Genomic DNA, 20,251 nt, shown 5'->3' on the forward strand with positions numbered 1-20,251 from the left:
CTTTCATCGTCAAAAGGAGCCCGGCCGCCGGAGGGCGGCTGATTCGGGCCGGTTCATCTCGCGCTACGCTCGGCGCCAAGCCCTTCGAGCCGATTTTCAGGCCCGAGCGGTTGATCGAAGGCGGAGACACCGGACGACGGGATCTGGGAGAGCCCTGTGCCGCGAGCGGCACCGTCCGTTCAGCCCCCGGCCGGAGCGAACGCGAGGGGCGGCGCATAGTCGGTTTTTGCGGGCGTGGCAAGGTCGTCTTGCCCATCACGGAGCCGGATGCGGCTCTGCGCGGCCTCGCCCCTGTCCGGCGCCGACCAGGATCGACCCTCGGCGCGCGGCCGTTCCGTGTCAGGCGCTTCGCCCGACCGTGCGCCGTCATTCCGGATGCCGATCCGGAGCCTCTGTCAGTGCGATGCCTCGCGGCGGCGTGTGGGCGCCCCGGCGCCGCTGCGCGGCCCCGTCCGGACCCGCCGCGGCTTGCCGCTCGGGCGGTTCGATGACACAAGCGCGGCGCGGCTGGGGATCCCCGGCCGCGCTGGTTTTTCGGTAATCCTCCAGATCCGCGATGGCAGAGGCCCCATCTTCCGGCCCCTCCGAGGTCGGTCCCGTGCTGATCACCGGCGCGAGCGGTTTCCTCGGCTCAGCCCTGGTCGACGTGTTCCGCCGGGCCGGCTTCCCGGTGCGCATCCTCGTGCGCGCCTCGAGCCCCCGCCGGAACCTCACCTGGACCGACGTGGAGATCGCCGAGGGCGACATGCGCGACCCGGCCGCCGTGGCGGCGGCGATGCGCGGCCAGCGCTACCTCATCCATGCCGCGGCCGATTACCGGCTCTGGGCGCCGGACATGGAGGAGATCGTCCGGACCAACCGCGACGGCACGCGCCTCATGATGCGCGCCGCCCTCGAGGCCGGGGTGGAGCGGGTCGTCTATACGTCGAGCGTGGCGACGATCAGACCGCCGGCCGACGGCGTCACGCCCTCCGACGAGACCATGCCGCTGACGCCCGAGACCGCGATCGGCGCCTACAAGCGCAGCAAGGTCGTGGCCGAGCGCGTGGTCGAGGAGATGGTCGCCCGGGAGGGCCTGCCGGCGGTGATCGTCAACCCGTCGACGCCGATCGGTCCCCGCGACGTCAAGCCGACGCCGACCGGGCGGATCATCCAGGAGGCGGCGCTCGGCAAGATGCCGGCCTTCGTCGACACCGGCCTCAACCTCGCTCACGTGGACGACGTGGCCCAGGGGCATCTGCTGGCACTGCGCAGGGGGCGGATCGGCGAGCGCTACATCCTCGGCGGCGAGGACGTGTTCCTCTCGCAGATGCTCGCCGACATCGCCGGCATGGTCGGCCGCAAGCCGCCGACCGTGAACCTGCCCCGGGCCGCCGTGTACCCGGTGGCGTTCTTCGCGCAGCTCGCCGCCCGGGTCACCGGCAGGCAGCCCTTCGCGACGATCGACGGGATCCGCATGTCGCGCTACCGGATGTTCTTCTCGGACCGGAAGGCGCGCGCCGAGCTCGGCTACACGGCCCGGCCCTACCGCGAGGGCCTGTCCGACGCGATCACGTGGTTCCGGGAGGCGGGCTACCTCGCATGAGCACCCTCGATTCCGCCACCGCGACGCGCTCCGGCAAGGGCCACCGGGACGAGAATTTCCCCGTCGCCTCGCACCTGATCCATCCCCACCATCGGGGCGCGATCCTGGCCTTCTACAACTTCGTCCGCGCCGGCGACGACGTGGCCGATCACGCCGCCCTGTCGCCCGAGCGCAAGATCGAGCTGCTCGATCGCCTCGCCGACGCGCTCACGGGCGCCGGGCCGTCCGATCCCGAGGCCGAGCCGCTGAAGCGCGAGCTCGCGGCCCGCGGCCTGCCGCCCCGGCACGCGCTCGAGCTCCTCGACGCGTTCCGCATGGACGCGCGCAAGAACCGCTACGCCGACTGGGACGAGCTGATCCATTACTGCCGCTACTCGGCCATGCCGGTGGGGCGGTTCGTGCTCGACGTCCACGGCGAGGATCCGGCCCGGGTCTACCGAGCCTCCGACGCCATCTGCGCGGCGCTGCAGGTCATCAATCATCTCCAGGATTGCGGCAAGGACTTCGCCGCACTCGACCGGGTCTACCTCCCGCAGGATTGCCTGGACCGTCACGGCGCCACCGTGGCGATGCTCGGCGAGGCCAAGGCGCCGCCGCAGCTCCGGGCCGCGATCCGCGAGCTCGCGCAGCGATGCCTCGAGCTCCTCGATGAGGGCGCGGTCCTGCCGGACCTGATCGACGATCTGCGCCTGTCACTGGAGATCGCCGCCATCCACCGGCTCGCCGTCGTGCTGAGCCGGGGCCTGCTGGAGCGCGACCCGCTCTCCGAGAAAGTTCATCACGGCAAGGCCGCCTTCGCGCTGACGGCGCTGGGCGGCATCGCCGCCACCCTGGCGCGCCGGCCCTTCCGCGGCCGGACCGTCCGGGCCGCGGCTCAGGGAATCCGCTCGTGACCGCCACCGCCACGCCCGCCCAGGACCCGGAGAGCGCCGCCCCGGCGCTGCCCGCCGCCGGCTCCTCCTTCTACACGGCGATGCGCCTGCTGCCGAAGGAGCGGCGGGAGGCGATGTACGCCGTCTACGCCTTCTGCCGCGCCGTCGACGACGTCGCCGACGACGGCGGCACCCGCGCCGTCCGGCAGGTCGAGCTCGACCGCTGGCGGGCCGACATCGACGCCCTCTACGCCGGCCGGCCGGCCGCGCGCGTGCGCGACCTCGTGGAGCCCGTGCGCCGCTTCGGCCTGAAGCGCGAGGATTTCCAGGCGGTCATCGACGGCATGGCGATGGACGCCGTCGAGGACATCGTCGCCCCCGACGCCGAGACCCTCGACCTCTACTGCGACCGGGTCGCGAGCGCGGTCGGCCGGCTGTCGGTGCGGATCTTCGGCATGCCGGAGGCGGACGGCATCCGGCTGGCGTGGCATCAGGGCCGCGCGCTCCAGCTCACCAACATCCTGCGCGACATCGACGAGGATGCCGAGCGCGGCCGCCTCTACCTGCCCCGGGAGAAGCTCCGGGCGATCGGCCTCACCGACCCGACGCCGGTCCAGGCGATCAGCCATCCCCGCATCGGCGAGGTCTGCGTCTCCCTCGCCCGCGAGGCCGAGGACCATTATCAGGCGACCTGGGAGATCATCCGGCGCAGCCCCCGCAAGGCGACCAAGGCCGCCCGGCTGATGGCCGCCGCCTATCACCTCTACCTCAAGGCGGTCCTCGCGCGCGGCTGGGCGATGCCCCGCGCCCGGGTGAAGCCCGGCAAGCTCGCGCTGCTGGGCGTCGTCCTCCGCCACGGCCTGATCTGATGGGCACCGTCCACGTCGTCGGCGCCGGCCTCGCCGGCCTCTCCGCGGCCGTCGCGCTCGCCGAAACCGGCGCCCGGGTGGTCCTGCACGAGGCCGCCAAGCAGGCCGGCGGCCGGTGCCGCTCGTACTATGACCCGGCCCTCGGCCTGACCATCGACAACGGCAACCACCTGCTCTTGTCCGGCAACGCCGATTCCCTCGGCTTCCTCCGGACCGTCGGCGCGCCGGCCGACGCCCTGGTCGGCCCGGATGTGGCCGAATTCGACTTCGCCGACCTGCAGACCGGCGAGCGCTGGCGGCTGCGGCCCAACGCGGGGCGGCTGCCCTGGTGGGTGATGAGTCCCGCCCGCCGCGTCCCCGGGACGCGGGCGCGGGACTACCTCGCGCCCCTCGGGATCCTGCGCGCGGCCTCCGGCAAGGCGGAGGGCGCGGGCGGAACCATCGGCGCGCACATGGCCTGCGAGGGCACGCTCTACCGGCGCCTCTGGCACCCGGTGCTGCTCGCGGCCCTCAACACCGAGCCCCGCGACAGCGATGTCGGGCTGGCTGCGCGGATCCTGCGCGAGACCCTGGGCGCGGGCGGCAAGGCCTGCCGTCCCCTCGTCGCGGTCGAGGGCCTGTCCTACGCCTTCGTCGATCCGGCGATCCGCTACCTCACGGCGCGCGGCTGCGAGATCCGCCTCGGCCGGCGCCTGCGCGGACTGGAAAGCGCGGAGGGCCGCGTCGGGCAACTCGTGTTCTCGGACGGCCCCGAGAGCCTCGGCCCGGAGGACGGCGTCGTGCTGGCGCTGCCGCCGTGGGTGGCCCGGGAGGTGTTGCCCGGTCTCCTCGCCCCGACGGAATTCCGCTCCATCGTGAACGCGCATTTCGCGCTGGCGCCGAAGCCCGGCAGCCCCCTCGTCCTCGGCGTCGTCAACAGCCTGACAGAGTGGCTTTTCGCCTATCCGGACCGGTATTCGGTCACGATCAGCGGTGCAGACCGGCTCCTCGACGTGCCTCGCGAAGACCTCGCGCGGCAGATCTGGGCCGAGATCGCGCAGCTGTACAACCTTGCACCGGACCTGCCCAGCTGGCAGATCGTAAAGGAGAAGCGTGCGACCTTCGCGGCGACGCCGGCGGAGGCCGCGCGGCGCCCGAAGGCCGAAACCGCCTACGACAATCTCGTCCTGGCAGGCGATTGGACCGCCACCGGCCTGCCGTCGACGATCGAGGGAGCGATCCGCTCGGGCCAGACGGCCGCACGTTCCTTGCGTGCGGGATCTGTCGTGCGCGCTGGAACCCAGGTGCGCGGCGCAGCTTGAGGCATGGCGTCCGCCGCGAGGCGGTCGTTCGAGGCGAGGACTATGAGAGAGGCCGTAAGCAAAGTCGAGGCGCTGCAGCGCTCCAAGACTCAGGGGATCTCGCTCGAGGACGTCGAGCGCGGCGTGGCGCAGGCGACGCGCGCGCTGACCGCCCTGGCGCACGACGACGGGCACATCTGCTTCGAGCTCGAGGCGGATGCCACGATCCCGTCCGAGTACATCCTGTTCCACCATTTCCGCGGCACGCAGGTCCCCGGCGACCTCGAGGCCAAGATCGGCAATTACCTCCGCCGCACCCAGGGGCGGCACGGCGGATGGGCCCTCGTCCACGAGGGGCCGTTCGACATGAGCTGCACGGTCAAGGCGTACTTCGCCCTCAAGATGATCGGCGACGATATCGAGGCGCCGCACATGCGCCGGGCGCGCGAGGGCATCCTGTCCCGCGGCGGCGCGGCCAACGCCAACGTGTTCACCCGCTTCATGCTGGCCCTCTACGGCGAGGTGCCGTGGCGCGCCGTGCCGGTGATGCCCGTCGAGGTGATGTTCCTGCCGAAGTGGTTCCCGTTCCACCTCGACAAGATCAGCTACTGGGCCCGCACCACCGTGGTGCCGCTGTTCGTGCTCCAGGCGACCAAGCCCCGGGCGCGCAACCCGCGCGGCATCAGCGTGCAGGAGCTGTTCGTCACGCCGCCGGAGAGCGTCCGCTCCTGGCCGGGCTCCCCCCACGCCACGTGGCCGTGGACGCCGATCTTCGGCTTCATCGACCGGGTGCTGCAGCGGGTCGAGAATCACCTGCCGCGCAAGAGCCGGCAGCGCGCCATGGAGATGGCCCGCGCCTGGGTGAGCGAGCGCCTCAACGGCGAGGACGGCCTGGGCGCCATCTTCCCCGCCATGGTCAACTCGGTGCTGATGTACGAGGTGATGGGCTACCGGCCCGATCACCCGCAGGTCCGCGTCGCCTGCGACGCCATCGAGAAGCTCGTGGTCGAGAAGGCCGACGAGGCCTACGTCCAGCCCTGCGTCTCGCCGGTCTGGGACACGGCGCTCGCGAGCCACGCGCTGCTCGAGGCGGGCGGCCCCGAGGCCGAGGCCCAGGCCCGCGCCGGTCTGGACTGGCTGAAGCCGCGCCAGGTGCTCGACATCGTCGGTGACTGGGCGGCGCGCAAGCCGAAGGTCCGGCCGGGCGGCTGGGCGTTCCAGTACGCCAACGCGCACTATCCCGACCTCGACGACACCGCCGTGGTGGTGATGGCGATGGACCGGGCCATGCACCAGCACGGCCTCGTCGCCGGCATGCCGGACTACAAGGCCTCGATCGCCCGCGCCCGCGAGTGGGTCGAGGGGCTGCAGTCGGAGGACGGTGGCTGGGCGGCGTTCGACGCCGACAACAACCACATGTACCTCAACCACATCCCGTTCTCGGATCACGGCGCGCTGCTCGATCCGCCGACCGCGGACGTGACTGCCCGCGTGGTCGGGATGCTGTCCCAGCTCGGCGAGACCCGGGAGACCTCCCGCGCCCTCGACCGCGGCGTGAACTACCTCCTGAACGACCAGGAGGAGGACGGCTCGTGGTACGGCCGCTGGGGCATGAACTTCATCTACGGCACGTGGTCGGTGCTCTGCGCCCTCAACGCCGCCGGGGTGGACCCGGCCGATCCGCGCATCCAGAAGGCCGTGTCCTGGCTGATCCGGATCCAGAACCCGGATGGCGGCTGGGGCGAGGACGCCTCCTCGTACAAGATCGACCCGGCCTTCGAGCCCGGCTCGTCCACCGCTTCGCAGACCGCCTGGGCGCTGCTCGCCCTAATGGCGGCCGGCGCGGTCGATGACCCGGCCGTGACCCGGGGCATCAACTTCCTGACCCGCACGCAGGGCGCGGACGGATTCTGGAAGGAGGAGCGCTACACCGCCACGGGCTTCCCGCGGGTGTTCTACCTGCGGTACCATGGCTACCCGAAGTTCTTCCCGCTCTGGGCGATGGCGCGCTTCCGCAACCTCAAGCGTGGCAACAGCCGGCGCGTCCAGTTCGGCATGTGACGTCCGCCGACGTCCTGGGGCCGGCCCGGCGGGCCGGCTCCGCTCCGCCGGATCGCAGCGCGTTCGACCGTCCCGACAGCCGATCCGCGAGCCCCGGTACCCGACACGTGGCCTCCTCTGACAGCGATCCCGCGGGACCGGACGAGCCGCCCCCCGCGCCGGATCCGGCCCGGACCCCGCCCCGGCGCTCGCGCCTGCTTGCGGACCTCGCCGGACTGGTCCACGAGCGCGCCATGATCGATCCCGCCGCACCCGTCCTGGCCGTCACCGGCCTCGCCCGCGAGCGCCGCATGGCGGCGGGGGAGGGGGTCGAGGCGGTGGGGGCCGGCGGCAATCCCCACCGTCTCCGCCAGCTCCTCGAGGCCCGCACCCAGCCCGGCTGCCGGGCGGTGGTCAGCTTCGGCATCGCGGGCGGCCTCGATCCCTCGCTCCGGCCCGGCGACGTCGTGGTCGGCACCGGCGTGGTCAGCGAGGAGGGGCGGCGCGCCGCCGATCTCGACCTGTCGGCCACGCTGCTCAACATCCTGTCCGGCGTCGGGCCGCGGGTGATCCCGGCGGATCTGGCGGGCGTCGACACCGCGGTCCTCGCGGTCGACGGCAAGACCGACCTGCGGACCACCACCGGCGCCGCGGCCGTCGACATGGAATCGCACGTGGCCGCGTCCTTCGCGGGCCGGTACGGCCTGCCCTTCGCGGCCGTGCGCGTGATCTGCGATCCGGCCGACCAGGCGTTGCCGGCCTTCGCGGCCTCGGCGCTCACGCCGGACGGCGAGCCCGACATCGCCGCCGTGTTCTTCGCCTTCGCGCGCGGCCGCGCGCGCCTCGGAGACCTGATGCGCCTCGCTCGGGACTCGAACGCCGCCTTCGCGGCGCTGGGACGGTGCCGGACACGGCTCGGACCGGGCCTGGGCATACCGGCCCCGGAGCGCTGAGACGCGCAGCCGCGGTGAGGGGGGCCACGAAAAAAGCGCCGGCCTGCACGGCCGGCGCGAGTCGGAGGTCACCACGAGACGGCGCGGGGCGGACCCCGCGCCGGGAGGAACCGGCCTCAGCCGGCCTTCTTGTTGAGCGAGACCGCCACGAACCGGGTCTGGCCCTTGCCGCTCTTCACCCGCATCAGCACGGCCTTGCGCCCGCTCGTCTCGGCCGCCCGGATCTGCGTCGCCACGTCCGCCGGGCGGGACACGCTCTGGCCACCGACGTCGAGGATCACGTCGCCGGCCTCGATGCCCTTGGCGGCCGCCGGGCCGTCGGGATCGACCTGGACCACCGCGACGCCCTGATCCGACAGGCCGACATCGCCGGCCGGGGCGAGCTGCAGGCCGAGCCGCGGCTGGCCGTTGCCCGAGTCGTCGTCGCGGCTCGCCATCTTGGTGCCGTCGGTCGGCATCGTGCCCAGCGTCACCGTGGCGGTGTCGGTCTTGCCGCCGCGCAGGTAGCTCAGCTCGACCTTGGCGCCCGGCTTCAGGCCGGCGATCTTGCGCGACAGCTCGCGGGCGCTGTCCACCGTGTCGCCGTTGACCTTCTCGATCACGTCGCCCGCCTTCAGGCCGGCCTTGGCCGCCGGGGTTCCGTTCTCGGCGTGGTCGACGAGGGCGCCCTTGGCCTTGTCGAGGCCCAGACCCTCGGCGATATCCTGCGTCACGGGCTGGATCTGGACGCCCAGGTAGCCGCGGGCGACCTTGCCGTCGGTGCGGAGCTGGTCGACGACCGCCTGGACGGTCTCGGCGGGAATCGCGAAGGCGAGGCCGACGCTGCCGCCCGACGGGGACGCGATGGCGGTGTTCATGCCGACCACCTCGCCGTTGACGTTGAAGGTCGGCCCGCCCGAGTTGCCCTTGTTGATGGGCGCGTCGATCTGCAGGAAGTCGTCGTAGGGGCCGGCGCCGATGTCGCGGCCCCGGGCCGAGACGATGCCGGCGGTCACGGTGCCGCCGAGACCGAACGGGTTACCGATCGCCACGACCCAGTCGCCGACCTGCGGAGCGGCCTTGCCGAACTGCACGTACGGGAAGTTCGAGCCCTCGGTGATCTTCAGGAGCGCGACGTCCGTCTTGGAATCCTTGCCGATGACCTTCGCGTCGAGGGTGCGGCCGTCGTCCAGCGTCACCTGAACGGTCTTGGCATGGTCGACCACGTGGTTGTTGGTGACCACGTAGCCGTCGGCCGAGATGATGAAGCCGGAGCCGACCGCGCCGCGCGGGCCCTGATGCTGGGGCTGCATGCCGCCCGGGCCGTTCTGGCCGAAGCGCTTGAAGAACTCGCGCAGCTGCGGCGGCACGTTCTGGAGGTTGCGCCCCTGGCTCGGGCCGTCGTCGTCGTCGCTGCTCGCCGAGTCGTCGAGCTTCACCTTCACCGAGACGACGCCCGGCTTCACCTTGCTGACGATGCCGGCGAACGAGCCCGGCGGGTGCTCGGGAGCCTCGATCGGCGACTTGGGCAGCGCCTGCGCGTAGGCCGGGGTCGCGGCCGGCAGATAGCCGCTGCCGACGGCACCGCCGGCGATCAGCGCGGCGGCCGCCACGGAGGCGAGGGCGCGGCGCGAGGTGCGGCCAGTGGGACGGGTCTCGGTCATGGGGGGTCTCAACCTCTCGGGACTGATCGGGACGACGCCGGCGGTCGCGGCCGTCGATGGGATCTGTCTAAGGGGTGGCGCCTGACCCGGGCGTGGCGATCAAATTACCGTTTGGACAGGTGGCCGAGCGGTCGCGAAGCCCCGGCGCGACCACGGCGATCGACCGATACCGGAGGCCCGACGTCGCGGCGCCGGCCGAGCCGGATCCGGGCCCGTGCCGTCCGACACCGCAGTTTCCGGGAGTCGATCTAAATTACCGCTCAATTCGGCAGGCCGGCGTAAACTCGGTGCTGCTAGAACCGAGCGTGGAGGTGGAGGGATCGACAATGAAGGCGCTGCTGGCGGCTGCCATGTTCTTCGGGTCGACTGTCGGCGCGCTGGCGGTCGAGTCTTACGCGGATTACCGTGATTACTTCGACGCGAAGCCTGTCTTCAGAAGTCGCGCGCCGTGCAGCGTTTCCGACGGGACATACGGCGTCGATACGCGCCGCCCCGGCGATGAGCGCACCGCGAAATCAGGAGCCAACTTCCGGCCCGGCTACTGGAACCAGGCCGGCGGCTACGTTCCGCCGGACTATTCCCTGCATCCGCGGGGCGCGTCGCAGGACGGCTTCTGGACCCCGAACGACGCGTCCGCCGCCAATTGGGGCGGGCCGCGGGCGTTCACCGGCACGCTCGGCACCCGCCGCTGACGCGGGCGCAGGGCGCCGAGGCCAAGCCGGGACGCGGCCTGACGGTTCGGGGCGCGTCCCGGACGGGCGCTCAGTCGCCGCTGAGCCGGACCAGAGCTTCCTCGATCTTCGCCAGCCGCGCCGACTCGCTCTCGCGGCGCTCCCGGTTCTCCTCGATGATCTCCTCGGGCGCCCGGGCCACGAAGTCGGCGTTGCCGAGCTTGGCGTCGATCTTCTTGATCTCGCCCTGCGCCTTGCCCTGCTCTTTCCTCAGGCGCGCGACCTCGGCGGCGAGGTCGACCACGCCTTCCAGCGGCAGGGCGGCGACGCTGCCGCGCACGAGGAGCTGCACCGAGTTCTTCGGCGGCGTCTCCGCGAAGGTGATCTCCGACAGCCGGGCGAGGCGCAGGAGCGTGTCCCGCCACGCCTCCGCCCGCGCCCGGACCTCCGGGGCGGCGCCGACCATGACCAGGGGGATCTGCGCGCCGGCCGGGACGTTGGTCTCGGACCGCGCCGAGCGGATCTGGCTGACCAGATCGACCACGAACCCGACCTCGGCCTCCGCGGCCGCGTCGGCGAGCCCGCCGAGGTCCGGCCAGGAGGCCAGGGTCAGCAGGCCGCGCTCCGTTAGGTCGGCGCCCTTGATCGCCCACAGCTCCTCCGTGAGGAACGGCATGAACGGGTGCAGCAGCTTGGCGACCTGATCGATCAGGAACGCCACGCTCGCCTGCGTCTCGGCCCGAATCGCGGGATCGACGCCCTCGCCCTGGAGCACAGGCTTGGCGAGCTCGAGATACCAGTCGCAGAAGATGTTCCAGACGAAGCGGTAGGCCGCCGCCGCCGCGTCGTTGAAGCGGAAGGCCTCGAGGGCGCCCGTGACCTCGTCGACCGCGCGGGCCGCCTCGGTGAGCGCCCAGCGGTTGATCGCGCCGGTGGCGGAGCGCGGGTCGAAGGCCGGGTCGAGGCGGCAGCCGTTCAGCTCGGCGAAGCGGGCGGCGTTCCAGAGCTTGGTCGCGAAGTTGCGGTAGCCCTGGACCCGGTCGGTCGACAGCTTGATGTCGCGCCCCTGAACGGCCAGCGCGCAGAGGGTGAAGCGCAGGACGTCGGCGCCGACCTGATCGATCAGCTCCAGGGGATCGACGACGTTGCCCTTGGACTTCGACATCTTCGCGCCCGACGCGTCCCGCACCAGGGTGTGCAGGTAGACCGTCTCGAACGGCGCCCGGTCGGTGAGGTGCAGGCCCATCATCATCATCCGGGCGACCCAGAAGAACAGGATGTCCTTGCCGGTCACCAGGGTGTTGGTCGGGTAGTAGCGCGCGAGTTCCTGGGTCGAGTCCGGCCAGCCCAGAGTCGAGAACGGCCAGAGCGCCGAGGAGAACCACGTGTCGAGGACGTCCGCGTCGCGGGTGAGGGCGACCGGTCGGCCGCGCTGCGCCTCGGCCGCGGCCCGCGCCTCCTCCTCGCTCTCGGCGACGAAGATACCGCCTTCGTCGTCGTACCAGACCGGGATCTGGTGGCCCCACCAGAGCTGGCGCGAGATGCACCACGGCTCGATGTTGGTGAGCCACTGGAAGAAGATCTTCTCGTAGTTCTCGGGCACGAACTTGGTCTGCCCGTCGCGCACCGCCTGCAGGGCGCGCTCCGCGAGCGGCTTGACGTTCACGTACCACTGGTCGGTCAGGTACGGCTCGATGACCACGCCCGAGCGGTCGCCGTGCGGGACCGCGTGGGTGTTCGGCTCGATCGCGCGCAGCCGACCGCGCGCCTCCATCAGCGCCACCACCTCCTTGCGGGCCTGCGCCCGGTCGAGGCCGTGGAGCGCCAGGGCCTCCGGCTCGGGCGCGACGCCGTCGAGGAAGTCGGCGTTGCCGTCGAGCTGCATCCGGCCCTCGGGGTCGAGGACGTTGATCAGGCCGAGCCCGTGGCGGCGGCCGACGTCGAAGTCGTTGAAGTCGTGGGCGGGCGTGATCTTGACCGCGCCCGTGCCCTTCTCGGGATCCGAGTAGGTGTCGGCCACGATCGGGATCAGCCGCCCGACCAGCGGCAGGCGCACGCGCTGGCCGACGAGCGCGGTGTAGCGCGCGTCCTCGGGATGGACCGCGATGCCGGTGTCGCCCAGCATCGTCTCGGGGCGGGTGGTGGCCACCGTGATGACGGCGCCGGTCTCGTTGCCAGCCTCGTCCACCACCGGGTAGTCGAAGTGCCAGAGATGGCCTCTGGTCTCGATCTGCTGGACCTCCAGGTCCGAGATCGCGGTCTGGAACTTCGGGTCCCAGTTCACCAGCCGCTTGTCGCGGTAGATCAGGCCCTGCCGGTGCAGGTCGACGAAGGTCTTGAGCACGGCCCGGCTCAGGCCCTCGTCCATGGTGAAGCGCTCGCGGGACCAGTCGCAGGAGGCGCCCAGCCGCTTCAGCTGGTTGACGATCGCGCCGCCGGACTCCGCCTTCCAGGCCCAGACCTTCTCGACGAACGCCGCGCGGCCGATCTCGCGGCGGCCCGGCTCCTGACGCTCCATCATCCGCCGCTCCACCACCATCTGGGTGGCGATGCCGGCATGGTCCGTCCCCGGCTGCCAGAGCACGTCCTTGCCGCGCATGCGCTCGAAGCGGCAGAGGATGTCCTGCAGCGTGTTGTTGAGGGCGTGACCCATGTGCAGCGAGCCCGTCACGTTCGGCGGCGGGATCACGATGCAGTAGGGCGGAGCGCCGGCGCGCTCGGGTCGGCCGGCGCGGAAGGCGTCCGCCTCGGCCCAGGCAGCGGAGATCCGCGCCTCGACGGAGGTGGGCTCGAAGGTCTTGTCCATCATCGCGGGTACGGGCCGGCGCTTGTCCAAACGGGGGTGGCCCCGCTTTCGACCGTCACGCCGCTCCCGTCAACACGCGGAGGGTGGCCCGCGGCCACCAGAGCCAGGCCGCCGGCTCAGCGCCCGCGCGAGACCCGCTCGATCTCGGCGCGCACGAGGCGCTCGACCACGGCCGGCAGGTTGTCGTCGAGCCAGGATTTCAGCATCGGCCGGAGCATCTCCTTGACGAGATCCTCCAGGGTCCGGGCGTTCTGCGTCAGCACCGTATGGGCCAACAGGTTGAACGCGCCGCTGACGCTGGCATCGGTGGCCGGAGAGACCAGGGCTTCCGGCTCCGGCTCGGGGGCGCGGGCGGCCTGGAGCACGGGCTGCGGCGGCGGCGGCGGGGGCGGCTCCGGGGCCGGTTCGGGTTCCGGGAGCGGCTCGGGCTCGGGCTCCGGCGCGGCGGTGACCGGATCCTCGAAGTCGATCGCGTCGAAGTCGAGCAGGTCCGGGGCCGGCTCGGGTTCCGGCTCCGGCTCGACCACGCGCGGGCGCGTCACCGGCTCGGCGACCTCCGCGAGGTCGAGCACGTCGTCGGGCTCCGGAGCGGTCACCGGGACCTCGGCCGGCTTGGCGGCCTGATCGTCGGCGATGATCCTTCGGATCGACGCGAGGATCTCTTCCATGGAAGGCTCGTGCGCCTTATCGGCAGCCTTGTCCTGGAATTTCGAGTCCGGGATCTTGGGGCTTGCTGCACTCATCGGCAGGCGCACTCGGGCATGGGAGACTGGAAAGCGACCCGAACGGATCGATCTTCAATCAGTATTCCATGCCGTTTCGTCGCGGCAAGCGCGCCCGCAACACACTCCCCGTGGAAAAGCCGTCAGCGGCCGTCCGGCGTGCGCAGGCCGAACCACAAATCCTTGACCTGATCGTAGTGGACCTTGGCGCTGTAGTATTCGACCGGGAGCGCCGTGAAGCGCGCGGTCAACTGTCCGATCGCCTGGACCACCCCGTAGGAGAAGATCACCCGGTCGCGCTGGGCGACGATGAGGTTCACGCGGGAGTTCAGCAGTTCCTGCTGCGCGTTGAGGACGTCGAGGGTCGTGCGCTGGCCGACGCGCGCTTCCTCGCGCACGCCGTTCAGCGCCACCTCGTTGGCCTGGACCTGGGCCTGGGCGGCGATCACCTGCGCCTTGGCGGCTTCGAGCCGGCCCCAGAAGTCGACGATCTGGGCGCGGACCTGATCGCGGATCTGATCGACCTGGATGCGGGCCTGGCCGACCGATTCCTTGGCCTGCCGGATCTGCGCGTAGGTCTGGCCGCCCTCGTAGATCGGGATCGAGAGCCGGCCGCCGACGAAGCCGACGAAGAAGCTCTGGTTCGGCCCGTTCTGATCGTAGAGCTGGCTGAGCGAGCCCTGCAGGCTGAGCTGCGGGGCGAGCTGGCCTTCCAGGACCTTCACCTGGGCCTCGCTCGCGTCAACGTTGTGGATGGCCGAGACGACCTGCGGGTGCTCGCGCAGGCCGACGGCGATCGCCTGATCGAGACTGCGCGGCACGAACCGGTCCAGCGGGCGGCCCGGCGCGAGCTGGCGCGGCTCGACGCCGATGTTCTGCCGGTAGACGCCGATGCTCGTGCGGAGGGTCGATTCGGCTTGGGCGACCTGCGACCGCGCGCCGGCCAGTCGGGCCTCGGCCTGCGCGACGTCGGTCCGGGTCACCTCGCCAACGTTGAAGCGGTCCCGGGTCTGGCGGAGCTGCTCTTCCAGAACTTCGACGTTGTTCCGGTTCAGCTCCAGCGTCGCCGTGTTGCTGAGCACGTTCATGTACGCCTGGACGGCGTTGTACAGGACGGTCAATTCGGTGAAGCGCAGGCTCTCGCGCTGGCTGTAGACCTGCGACTCGGCGCGCCGGACGGTGTTGTCAGTCTGGAAGCCGTTGAAGAGCGTCTGCGTGACGTTCAGGCTGGCGGAACTCGGAAGGTACGTGGTGCGCGTCGTCCGCCGGGAGGTGATGACCTGGCTCGCGATGTCGGACGTCGCGCCGCCGGCCAAGCCCTCGCCGCCGGTCGCGGATCCTGCCGCCCCGGCCCCTGAGGTCCCGATGCCCGTGGTTCCGCCCGCCGTCCCGATCCCCGTCGTCCCGATCCCCGTGGTGGTCCCGGTACCGGTCGTCCCGGCGCCGGCCGTCCCGCCCAGGCCTCCGCCTGTCGTTCCGAGGCCCGCTCCGGCGGTGGTCGCGGTCGTGCCGGCGGTGCCCGCCGACGCGACGGAGCTGGACGAGCGCGTCTGAAGGTACTGGACGCCGATCGCGGCGTTGACGTTGACAGTCGGCCGGTAGCCCGACTGCGCGATCGCCACGTTCTCGTCGATGGCGCGCACGCCCGCGCGGCTGGCGTTCAGGCTCGGATTGCCCTGATAAGCCTTCGCGAGAGCGCTCTCCAGAGTCTCGGCGGATGCCGGCATCGCAGCCAGCATCGCGAGTCCGGACACCATCCCGGCCAGGCGGAACGTCGGGCAACTCGCTGGTGGACGTCGTGTCACGATGAACAAGCCCTTGCGGTCTCTTTCGGTCCGGAAGTCCGAGACGAAAACGGCCAAGGTACGGCGTTTCGCTCGTCTCCGATCAAGCCCGCCCCACCGTCACGCTTAGCGCAAACCGGGCGATTTGGCTCGCCTCGCCGTGGGTCCCGCGGCGGAAAGTGCGGCGTTGGGGCATTAAGGTGACACACCCCGCACGCACACCGCGGCGTGGACGCGTATTGAGCTGTTTAGTTTCATAAATACGCCCCTTCAGAGACTATTGCCGGCATGCGGAGGCGCGAGAACTCGGAGCTGACCGAGCGCCGGCAGGGGAGGGGGCGGTCCGTCCGCGACCGTTCGACTCCGCCGACGGCACCGGCGCCCGCCTAGTACCGGTCCATTCCGCCGCCCCCGGCGTCGGGCTCCAGCTCCAGCGGGCCCTCGGGGGCTGAGTCGGATTCGGGCGCACGGCGCGCGCGCGCCGGCGGACGCGGTCTGGGCACCGACCCTGTCAGCGCTTCCGACGGTTTCGGCTTCGGGGCTGCGCTCGGGGAAGCCGGCTGTCCGCGGGAGCCGGGCGGCCCGGGCGGGCCGGCCGGACCCGTGGCGCCCATAAGCCCCGGAGCGCCGGCCATTCCGGCGGGGCCGCGCTCGCCCGGCGGACCCGGCGGTCCGGCGACACCCTGTGCGCCGGCGGGCCCCTGCGGTCCGGGCGGTCCCATCGCGCCCCGCTCCCCGGGCGGCCCGGCCTCGCCCCGCGGACCGGCCTCGCCGCGCGGGCCGACCAGACCCGGCGCCTGCGGCCCCTGCGGCCCCTGCTGGCCGCACTCGCCGATTACGATGCTGCGGCTCTGCTTCGGCGTCCGCAGAGTCGCGATGCAGGTGGCCGGATGGTAGACGACGCGGAACTCGAAATAGCCGCGGCTGTCGGTCCTGTGCGGGAACTGGCCGTCGAGCGTGATCTCCACCCCCGGATCGTCGGCGTAGCCGATGATCCAGAGGTCGCCGCCGGTGATCTTGGCGGCCTCGATGCGCATCTCCGCCGCCCGCGCCGGCAGCGCGCAGGCGGCCGACAGGGCCAGCATCGAACAGAGCGCCCAGCGCTCGCGCCACAGGCGCCTGGCAGATCTCATGGCAGGTCACACAGTCTTTTCGACAGTCAGAATGCCATAGCCCGCAAACTAGGCAATAAATTGCGGAGAAAGTTGGATGTGGAAAAGCGCGACCGGCCGAACGCCGTAATCCGAAATGGGTATTCGCAGGGCGCACGGCGGGGCCCGTAGCGTGCCCGCGCTGGACCGGGTCAGGCGCGTGCGGACCGGGCCAGCTGAGGGATGGCGTGCCCCGGTCCACCGGTCAGCGCCGCGCGAGCGCCCCGGGTCCGAGTCCGATCCGCGGTGGAGGGTTCAGCCGTGGACGACAGCGATCCGCCCTGGGACACGGACCCGCTCTGGTACGACCGGACCGAGTCCGGGGCGCCGCCGGGGCCCATCCTCGAAGCCCTGGCCTGGCTGTTCCTGCTGGCGATCGCCGGCTGCGCGGGGCTCGTGTGGCTCTACGGGATGCCGGACCGCCTGTGGCGCGCGGCGGCGCGCCGGCTCCCGTCCCGCGATCCCGCGGATGCGGAGCGTTTCTGAGGGGGGCCGGCGGCCGTGACCGCTCCGCGCACCGGCGCCGGGTCAGGCGGCGGCGATGCGCGTGCCGAGCAGGGTGGCTTCCAAGTCTGCTACGGGCATCGGGCGGCCGAGGTGGTAGCCCTGCAGGAACGGGCAGCCCATCGCCTGCAGGATGTTCAGGTCCTCGGCCGACTCGACGCCCTCCGCCACGACGTCGAGGCCGAGCAGCCGGCCGAGGCCGAGGACGGCGAGGACGAGCCCGCGCTTGTCGTCGCTCGCCCCCAGGCCGGTGACGAAGCTCCGGTCGATCTTGATCCGGTCCGCCTTGAGCTGCCGCAGCGAGGAGAGCGACGAGTAGCCGATCCCGAAATCGTCCAGGGCGACCCGGATGCCGGCGCGGGACAGCGCCTGCAGCTTCCCCTGCACCGCGCCGATGTCGAGGGCCGTCTCCTCGGTGATCTCGATCTCCAGCATGGTGGGCGGCAGGCCGAGGAGGCTCAGCCGCTCGATGACGATCTCGTCGACCGGCACCTGTGCCATCTCCCGGGGTGAGACGTTCATCGCCACGCGGACGCTGCCCAGGCCGCGGCGATGCAGGATCTCCAGCATCGCGCAGACCTGCTCGAGGATGTAGCGGAGCAGCGACTCTGTCAGGCCCGCCATGGCGGCGGCGGCGATCAGGTCCGGGGGCGCGATCCAGCCGAGTCGCGGATGCTCCCAGCGGATCAGAGCTTCCAGCCCGACCAAGGTCCGGCCGTCGCCCGCGTAGATCGGCTGGAACCAGACCTTCGGGGCGTTCTCGACCAGGGCCTGCGACAGGTCGCGCTCCAGGTCCCGCCGCATCTGCAGCCGCTCGCGCAGGCTCGAATCGAACACGCGGTAGCGGTTCCGCCCGGCGGCCTTGGCGGCGTAGAGCGCCTCGTCGGCGCAGCTCAGCATCTCGGTCAGGCTGGGCTCCCGACTGGCGTGGACGCCGATGCTCACCCCGAGGCGACCCGCGTCGAAACCGTCGAACGGCTGCGACACCGCGGTGATGAGGTTCGCCGCCATGACGGCGTCGGGCACGCCCGACGTCACGGGATCGTACAGCACGGCGAACTCGTCGCCGCCCAGCCGGGCCGTGAGGCCGTTCTCCGGGAGCGCGTCGTTCAGCCGGCGCGCCACCTCGACGAGCACCCGGTCTCCCGCCTTGTGGCCGTAGACGTCGTTGACGAACTTGAACCCGTCGAGGTCGAGCATCAGCAGGCTGAGTGTCCCGGTGCGGAGCCGGTTCTCCGTCGCCTGGAGGAAGCCCGCGCGGTTCAGCAGGCCGGTGAGATCGTCGTGCGTGGCGCGCCACCGCATCTCGTCCACGAGGGCGCTCGCGCTGGCATGGGCCTCGGCGCGCGAGCGGGCGAGGGCGTGGGCCTCGTTCTTGAGCCGGCTCGCATCGCGGAACACCGCCTCGCTCCGGAACGCCGTGTGCGTCAGGGCGAGGAAGTAGAGCAGCACACAGGCGGCGAGGCAGTTCCGGTCGAAGTCGCCGGCAGAGGCGAGGCAGGCCGTGACCGACAGCAGCGGCAGGGCGATGAAGGCGAGCGGGATGCGCGCGTAGGCGGTCCCGTGCGTCACCGCCCCCGCGGTCACGCCGCAGGTGATCGTGAGATAGAACAGGGTCTCGGCGGTGGTGTAGCCGTCGCACAGGAGCGGCTGGCAGGCCCAGACCAGTCCGGAGAGGAATGCGGCGAACGTGCAGGCGCGCAGGTGCCGGTCGACAGAGCGCGCGGCGGCCGCGGCGAGGCTCGGCGTCATGTCGGCGGTCAGCGCCAGGCCCAGGCAGGGAATCCGGCAGAGGGCGATGCGCAGGAGATTGACGCTGGTCGAGGCCGCGAACCAGACGGCCCCCACGGTGCCGTGCCCGCTCCGATAGGCGACCAAAATGCTCGCCAGGCCGAGCAGCATGTTGACCGGTATGGCGGCCAGCACGCTTCCGCGCATCGCGTCCAGCTGGTCCCGCCGGATCAGCGCGTTCCACCTCGGATCCGCAGGGTCGAGAGAATCACCGGAACCGGATGAACCCGGCACGGACCTCTCCTGGTCCCGAACGATCATTGCACGTCCACTCGAAGATGAGGAACTCATGGCAGCGAATCGTAAGATATCGTTGAACGATCAACGTTCGCCGCGCGCGATCCCGCGCCTTTCCCGCGCCGCGGGGACAGAGACGACCGGTCGCAAGGCATTCCGGCCGCGTCGGCGCGCACCATATCGGGTCCCGGGCCGCTTCCGGGCCCCGGATCGTCCATGGCCCTGACCCGCGACCTGCTCGACATCCGGACGATCTATCACGAGCCCGCCGTGGGCGACTTCCCGCTGGGCCGGGAGATCCTGGCGCGCTTTCCCGACGCCGCGCGCATCGTCGTGCCGTCGCACTGGAACATTCCGGAACTCCACGGCAACGCGGGCTCGGTGGAGGATTGGGTAAGGATCAAGCGCTCGACCCTCGTCCTCGGCGTTAAGAAGGGCCTCACGATGCGCCCGAACGGCCGCAGCGCCCACTTCATCGCGCCCTCGACCTCCAACGGCTGCGCCATGGCCTGCGCCTACTGCTACGTGCCGCGCCGCAAGGGCTACTCCAACCCGATCTCGCTGTTCGTGAACGTCGAGCAGGCCTGCGCGGCGATCGCCCGCCACGCCGGGCGCCAGGGGCGCCTCCCGGAGCCGGATCCGATCGATCCGGAGTACTGGGTCTACGATATCGGCGAGAACGGTGACCTGTCGGTGGACGCGGCGGTGAGCGACGGCGCGCGCGCCCTGGTCGCGCTGTTCCGCACCCTGCCCAACGCCAAGGCCTCCTTCGCCACGAAGGCCGTGAACCGCGACCTCCTGGCCTACGATCCGCAGGGCAAGACGCGCATCCGCTTCTCGCTCATGCCGGCGCGGATCGCCCGGATCGTCGACGTGCGCACCGCCCCGATTCCCGAGCGGATCGCCGCCATCGACGACTTCGTGGCCGCCGGCTACGAGGTCCACGCCAACTTCTCGCCCGTGATCCTCTACGAGGGCTGGGAGGCGGACTGGCGGGCGCTGTTCGCCGAGATCGACGCGACGCTGTCCGACGCCGCCAAGGCGCAGCTCAAGTGCGAGATCATCATGCTGACCCACAACGCGGATCTGCATGCGGTCAATCTCGGCTGGCACCCGAAGGCCGAGGACCTGCTCTGGCGGCCGGACATCCAGGAGGCGAAAGTCTCGGAGGGTGGCGGCGCCAATCTGCGCTACCGGGCCGGCTGGAAGGGCCGGTGGCTCGCGCGGTTCAAGGCCCTGCTCGCCGAGACGATGCCCTACTGCACTGTGCGCTACGCGTTCTGAGCGCGGATGGCTGAACTTCCCGGCATGCGCGGCGTTGGCGCGCCAGGGGAGGAAAGCTC

General features: G+C 71.5%; 15 protein-coding genes. 9 read left to right on the top strand and 6 right to left on the bottom strand.

Annotation, left to right across the window (positions count from 1 at the left end):
• The first annotated feature begins 556 nt into the window (after positions 1–556).
• The 6 genes from hpnA to BKE41_RS28790 all read left to right on the top strand — a co-directional run bounded on the left by hpnA (position 557) and on the right by BKE41_RS28790 (position 7,599).
• On the top strand, positions 557–1,585 hold the full coding sequence (gene hpnA / locus BKE41_RS28765) for a hopanoid-associated sugar epimerase (RefSeq protein WP_029357992.1): 1,029 nt from the start codon (positions 557–559) through the stop codon (positions 1,583–1,585).
• Positions 1,582–2,478: a squalene synthase HpnC gene (hpnC, locus tag BKE41_RS28770; protein WP_071000557.1), complete on the top strand. Its 897-nt coding sequence runs from the start codon at positions 1,582–1,584 to the stop codon at positions 2,476–2,478. Before hpnA ends, hpnC begins: the two co-directional genes overlap by 4 nt.
• On the top strand, positions 2,475–3,326 hold the full coding sequence (hpnD, locus tag BKE41_RS28775) for a presqualene diphosphate synthase HpnD (protein ID WP_012322314.1): 852 nt from the start codon (positions 2,475–2,477) through the stop codon (positions 3,324–3,326). Before hpnC ends, hpnD begins: the two co-directional genes overlap by 4 nt.
• On the top strand, positions 3,326–4,627 hold the full coding sequence (gene hpnE, locus BKE41_RS28780; protein WP_012322315.1) for a hydroxysqualene dehydroxylase HpnE: 1,302 nt from the start codon (positions 3,326–3,328) through the stop codon (positions 4,625–4,627). Before hpnD ends, hpnE begins: the two co-directional genes overlap by 1 nt.
• A 42-nt stretch (positions 4,628–4,669) precedes the next feature.
• Positions 4,670–6,667, top strand: coding sequence for a squalene--hopene cyclase (shc, locus tag BKE41_RS28785; protein WP_012322316.1), 1,998 nt, complete (start codon positions 4,670–4,672; stop codon positions 6,665–6,667).
• Positions 6,668–6,900: 233 nt separating this feature from the next.
• Positions 6,901–7,599: a phosphorylase gene (locus BKE41_RS28790; RefSeq protein ID WP_071000794.1), complete on the top strand. Its 699-nt coding sequence runs from the start codon at positions 6,901–6,903 to the stop codon at positions 7,597–7,599.
• Positions 7,600–7,715: 116 nt separating this feature from the next.
• Here the strand turns inward: BKE41_RS28790 and BKE41_RS28795 are convergent, their stop codons facing one another.
• Positions 7,716–9,242, bottom strand: coding sequence for a Do family serine endopeptidase (locus BKE41_RS28795; RefSeq protein ID WP_012322318.1), 1,527 nt, complete (start codon positions 9,240–9,242; stop codon positions 7,716–7,718).
• A gap of 326 nt (positions 9,243–9,568) precedes the next feature.
• Here BKE41_RS28795 and BKE41_RS28800 point away from each other — a divergent pair, with 326 nt between their 5' ends.
• Positions 9,569–9,934, top strand: a complete 366-nt coding sequence (locus tag BKE41_RS28800; RefSeq protein WP_071000558.1) for a hypothetical protein — start codon at positions 9,569–9,571, stop codon at positions 9,932–9,934.
• A 70-nt stretch (positions 9,935–10,004) separates the two neighbouring features.
• On the opposite strand, the gene BKE41_RS28805 is transcribed toward BKE41_RS28800, so the two are convergent.
• The 4 genes from BKE41_RS28805 to BKE41_RS28820 all read right to left on the bottom strand — a co-directional run bounded on the left by BKE41_RS28805 (position 10,005) and on the right by BKE41_RS28820 (position 16,358).
• The gene (locus tag BKE41_RS28805) at positions 10,005–12,722 is read right to left on the bottom strand and encodes a valine--tRNA ligase (protein WP_071000559.1); all 2,718 of its coding nucleotides are present in this window, start codon (positions 12,720–12,722) and stop codon (positions 10,005–10,007) included.
• Positions 12,723–12,835: 113 nt separating this feature from the next.
• Positions 12,836–13,387 (bottom strand): DUF2497 domain-containing protein, encoded by a 552-nt coding sequence (locus BKE41_RS28810; protein ID WP_071000560.1) that lies wholly within the window; start codon positions 13,385–13,387, stop codon positions 12,836–12,838.
• 197 nt (positions 13,388–13,584) lie between these two features.
• Positions 13,585–15,180 (bottom strand): TolC family outer membrane protein, encoded by a 1,596-nt coding sequence (locus BKE41_RS28815; RefSeq protein WP_274852353.1) that lies wholly within the window; start codon positions 15,178–15,180, stop codon positions 13,585–13,587.
• Between the two features lie 431 nt (positions 15,181–15,611).
• Entirely contained in the window at positions 15,612–16,358 is a 747-nt protein-coding gene (locus BKE41_RS28820; RefSeq protein WP_245295866.1) for a collagen-like protein, read from the bottom strand.
• Positions 16,359–16,637: 279 nt separating this feature from the next.
• On the opposite strand from BKE41_RS28820, the gene BKE41_RS28825 reads away from it, so the two are divergent.
• Positions 16,638–16,862 (top strand): hypothetical protein, encoded by a 225-nt coding sequence (locus BKE41_RS28825; RefSeq protein ID WP_012322324.1) that lies wholly within the window; start codon positions 16,638–16,640, stop codon positions 16,860–16,862.
• Positions 16,863–16,904: 42 nt separating this feature from the next.
• On the opposite strand, the gene BKE41_RS28830 is transcribed toward BKE41_RS28825, so the two are convergent.
• Entirely contained in the window at positions 16,905–18,818 is a 1,914-nt protein-coding gene (locus BKE41_RS28830) for an EAL domain-containing protein (RefSeq protein WP_245295867.1), read from the bottom strand.
• Positions 18,819–19,124: 306 nt separating this feature from the next.
• On the opposite strand from BKE41_RS28830, the gene BKE41_RS28835 reads away from it, so the two are divergent.
• Positions 19,125–20,192, top strand: coding sequence for a spore photoproduct lyase family protein (locus BKE41_RS28835; RefSeq protein ID WP_024828094.1), 1,068 nt, complete (start codon positions 19,125–19,127; stop codon positions 20,190–20,192).
• Positions 20,193–20,251: the final 59 nt, after the last annotated feature.

This window comes from Methylobacterium sp. C1 (assembly GCF_001854385.1).
Lineage (GTDB): Bacteria > Pseudomonadota > Alphaproteobacteria > Rhizobiales > Beijerinckiaceae > Methylobacterium > Methylobacterium radiotolerans.

Coding starts and splice junctions, on each gene's coding strand:
- BKE41_RS28830 (WP_245295867.1), bottom strand. CDS start 18,818: ATGCGCGGAAGCGTGCTGGCCGCCATACCGGTCAACATGCTGCTCGGC.
- BKE41_RS28795 (WP_012322318.1), bottom strand. CDS start 9,242: ATGACCGAGACCCGTCCCACTGGCCGCACCTCGCGCCGCGCCCTCGCC.
- hpnC (WP_071000557.1), top strand. CDS start 1,582: ATGAGCACCCTCGATTCCGCCACCGCGACGCGCTCCGGCAAGGGCCAC.
- BKE41_RS28810 (WP_071000560.1), bottom strand. CDS start 13,387: ATGGAAGAGATCCTCGCGTCGATCCGAAGGATCATCGCCGACGATCAG.
- BKE41_RS28790 (WP_071000794.1), top strand. CDS start 6,901: ATGATCGATCCCGCCGCACCCGTCCTGGCCGTCACCGGCCTCGCCCGC.
- BKE41_RS28815 (WP_274852353.1), bottom strand. CDS start 15,180: ATGCTGGCTGCGATGCCGGCATCCGCCGAGACTCTGGAGAGCGCTCTC.
- BKE41_RS28800 (WP_071000558.1), top strand. CDS start 9,569: ATGAAGGCGCTGCTGGCGGCTGCCATGTTCTTCGGGTCGACTGTCGGC.
- hpnE (WP_012322315.1), top strand. CDS start 3,326: ATGGGCACCGTCCACGTCGTCGGCGCCGGCCTCGCCGGCCTCTCCGCG.
- BKE41_RS28820 (WP_245295866.1), bottom strand. CDS start 16,358: ATGAGATCTGCCAGGCGCCTGTGGCGCGAGCGCTGGGCGCTCTGTTCG.
- shc (WP_012322316.1), top strand. CDS start 4,670: ATGAGAGAGGCCGTAAGCAAAGTCGAGGCGCTGCAGCGCTCCAAGACT.
- hpnA (WP_029357992.1), top strand. CDS start 557: ATGGCAGAGGCCCCATCTTCCGGCCCCTCCGAGGTCGGTCCCGTGCTG.
- BKE41_RS28835 (WP_024828094.1), top strand. CDS start 19,125: ATGGCCCTGACCCGCGACCTGCTCGACATCCGGACGATCTATCACGAG.
- BKE41_RS28805 (WP_071000559.1), bottom strand. CDS start 12,722: ATGATGGACAAGACCTTCGAGCCCACCTCCGTCGAGGCGCGGATCTCC.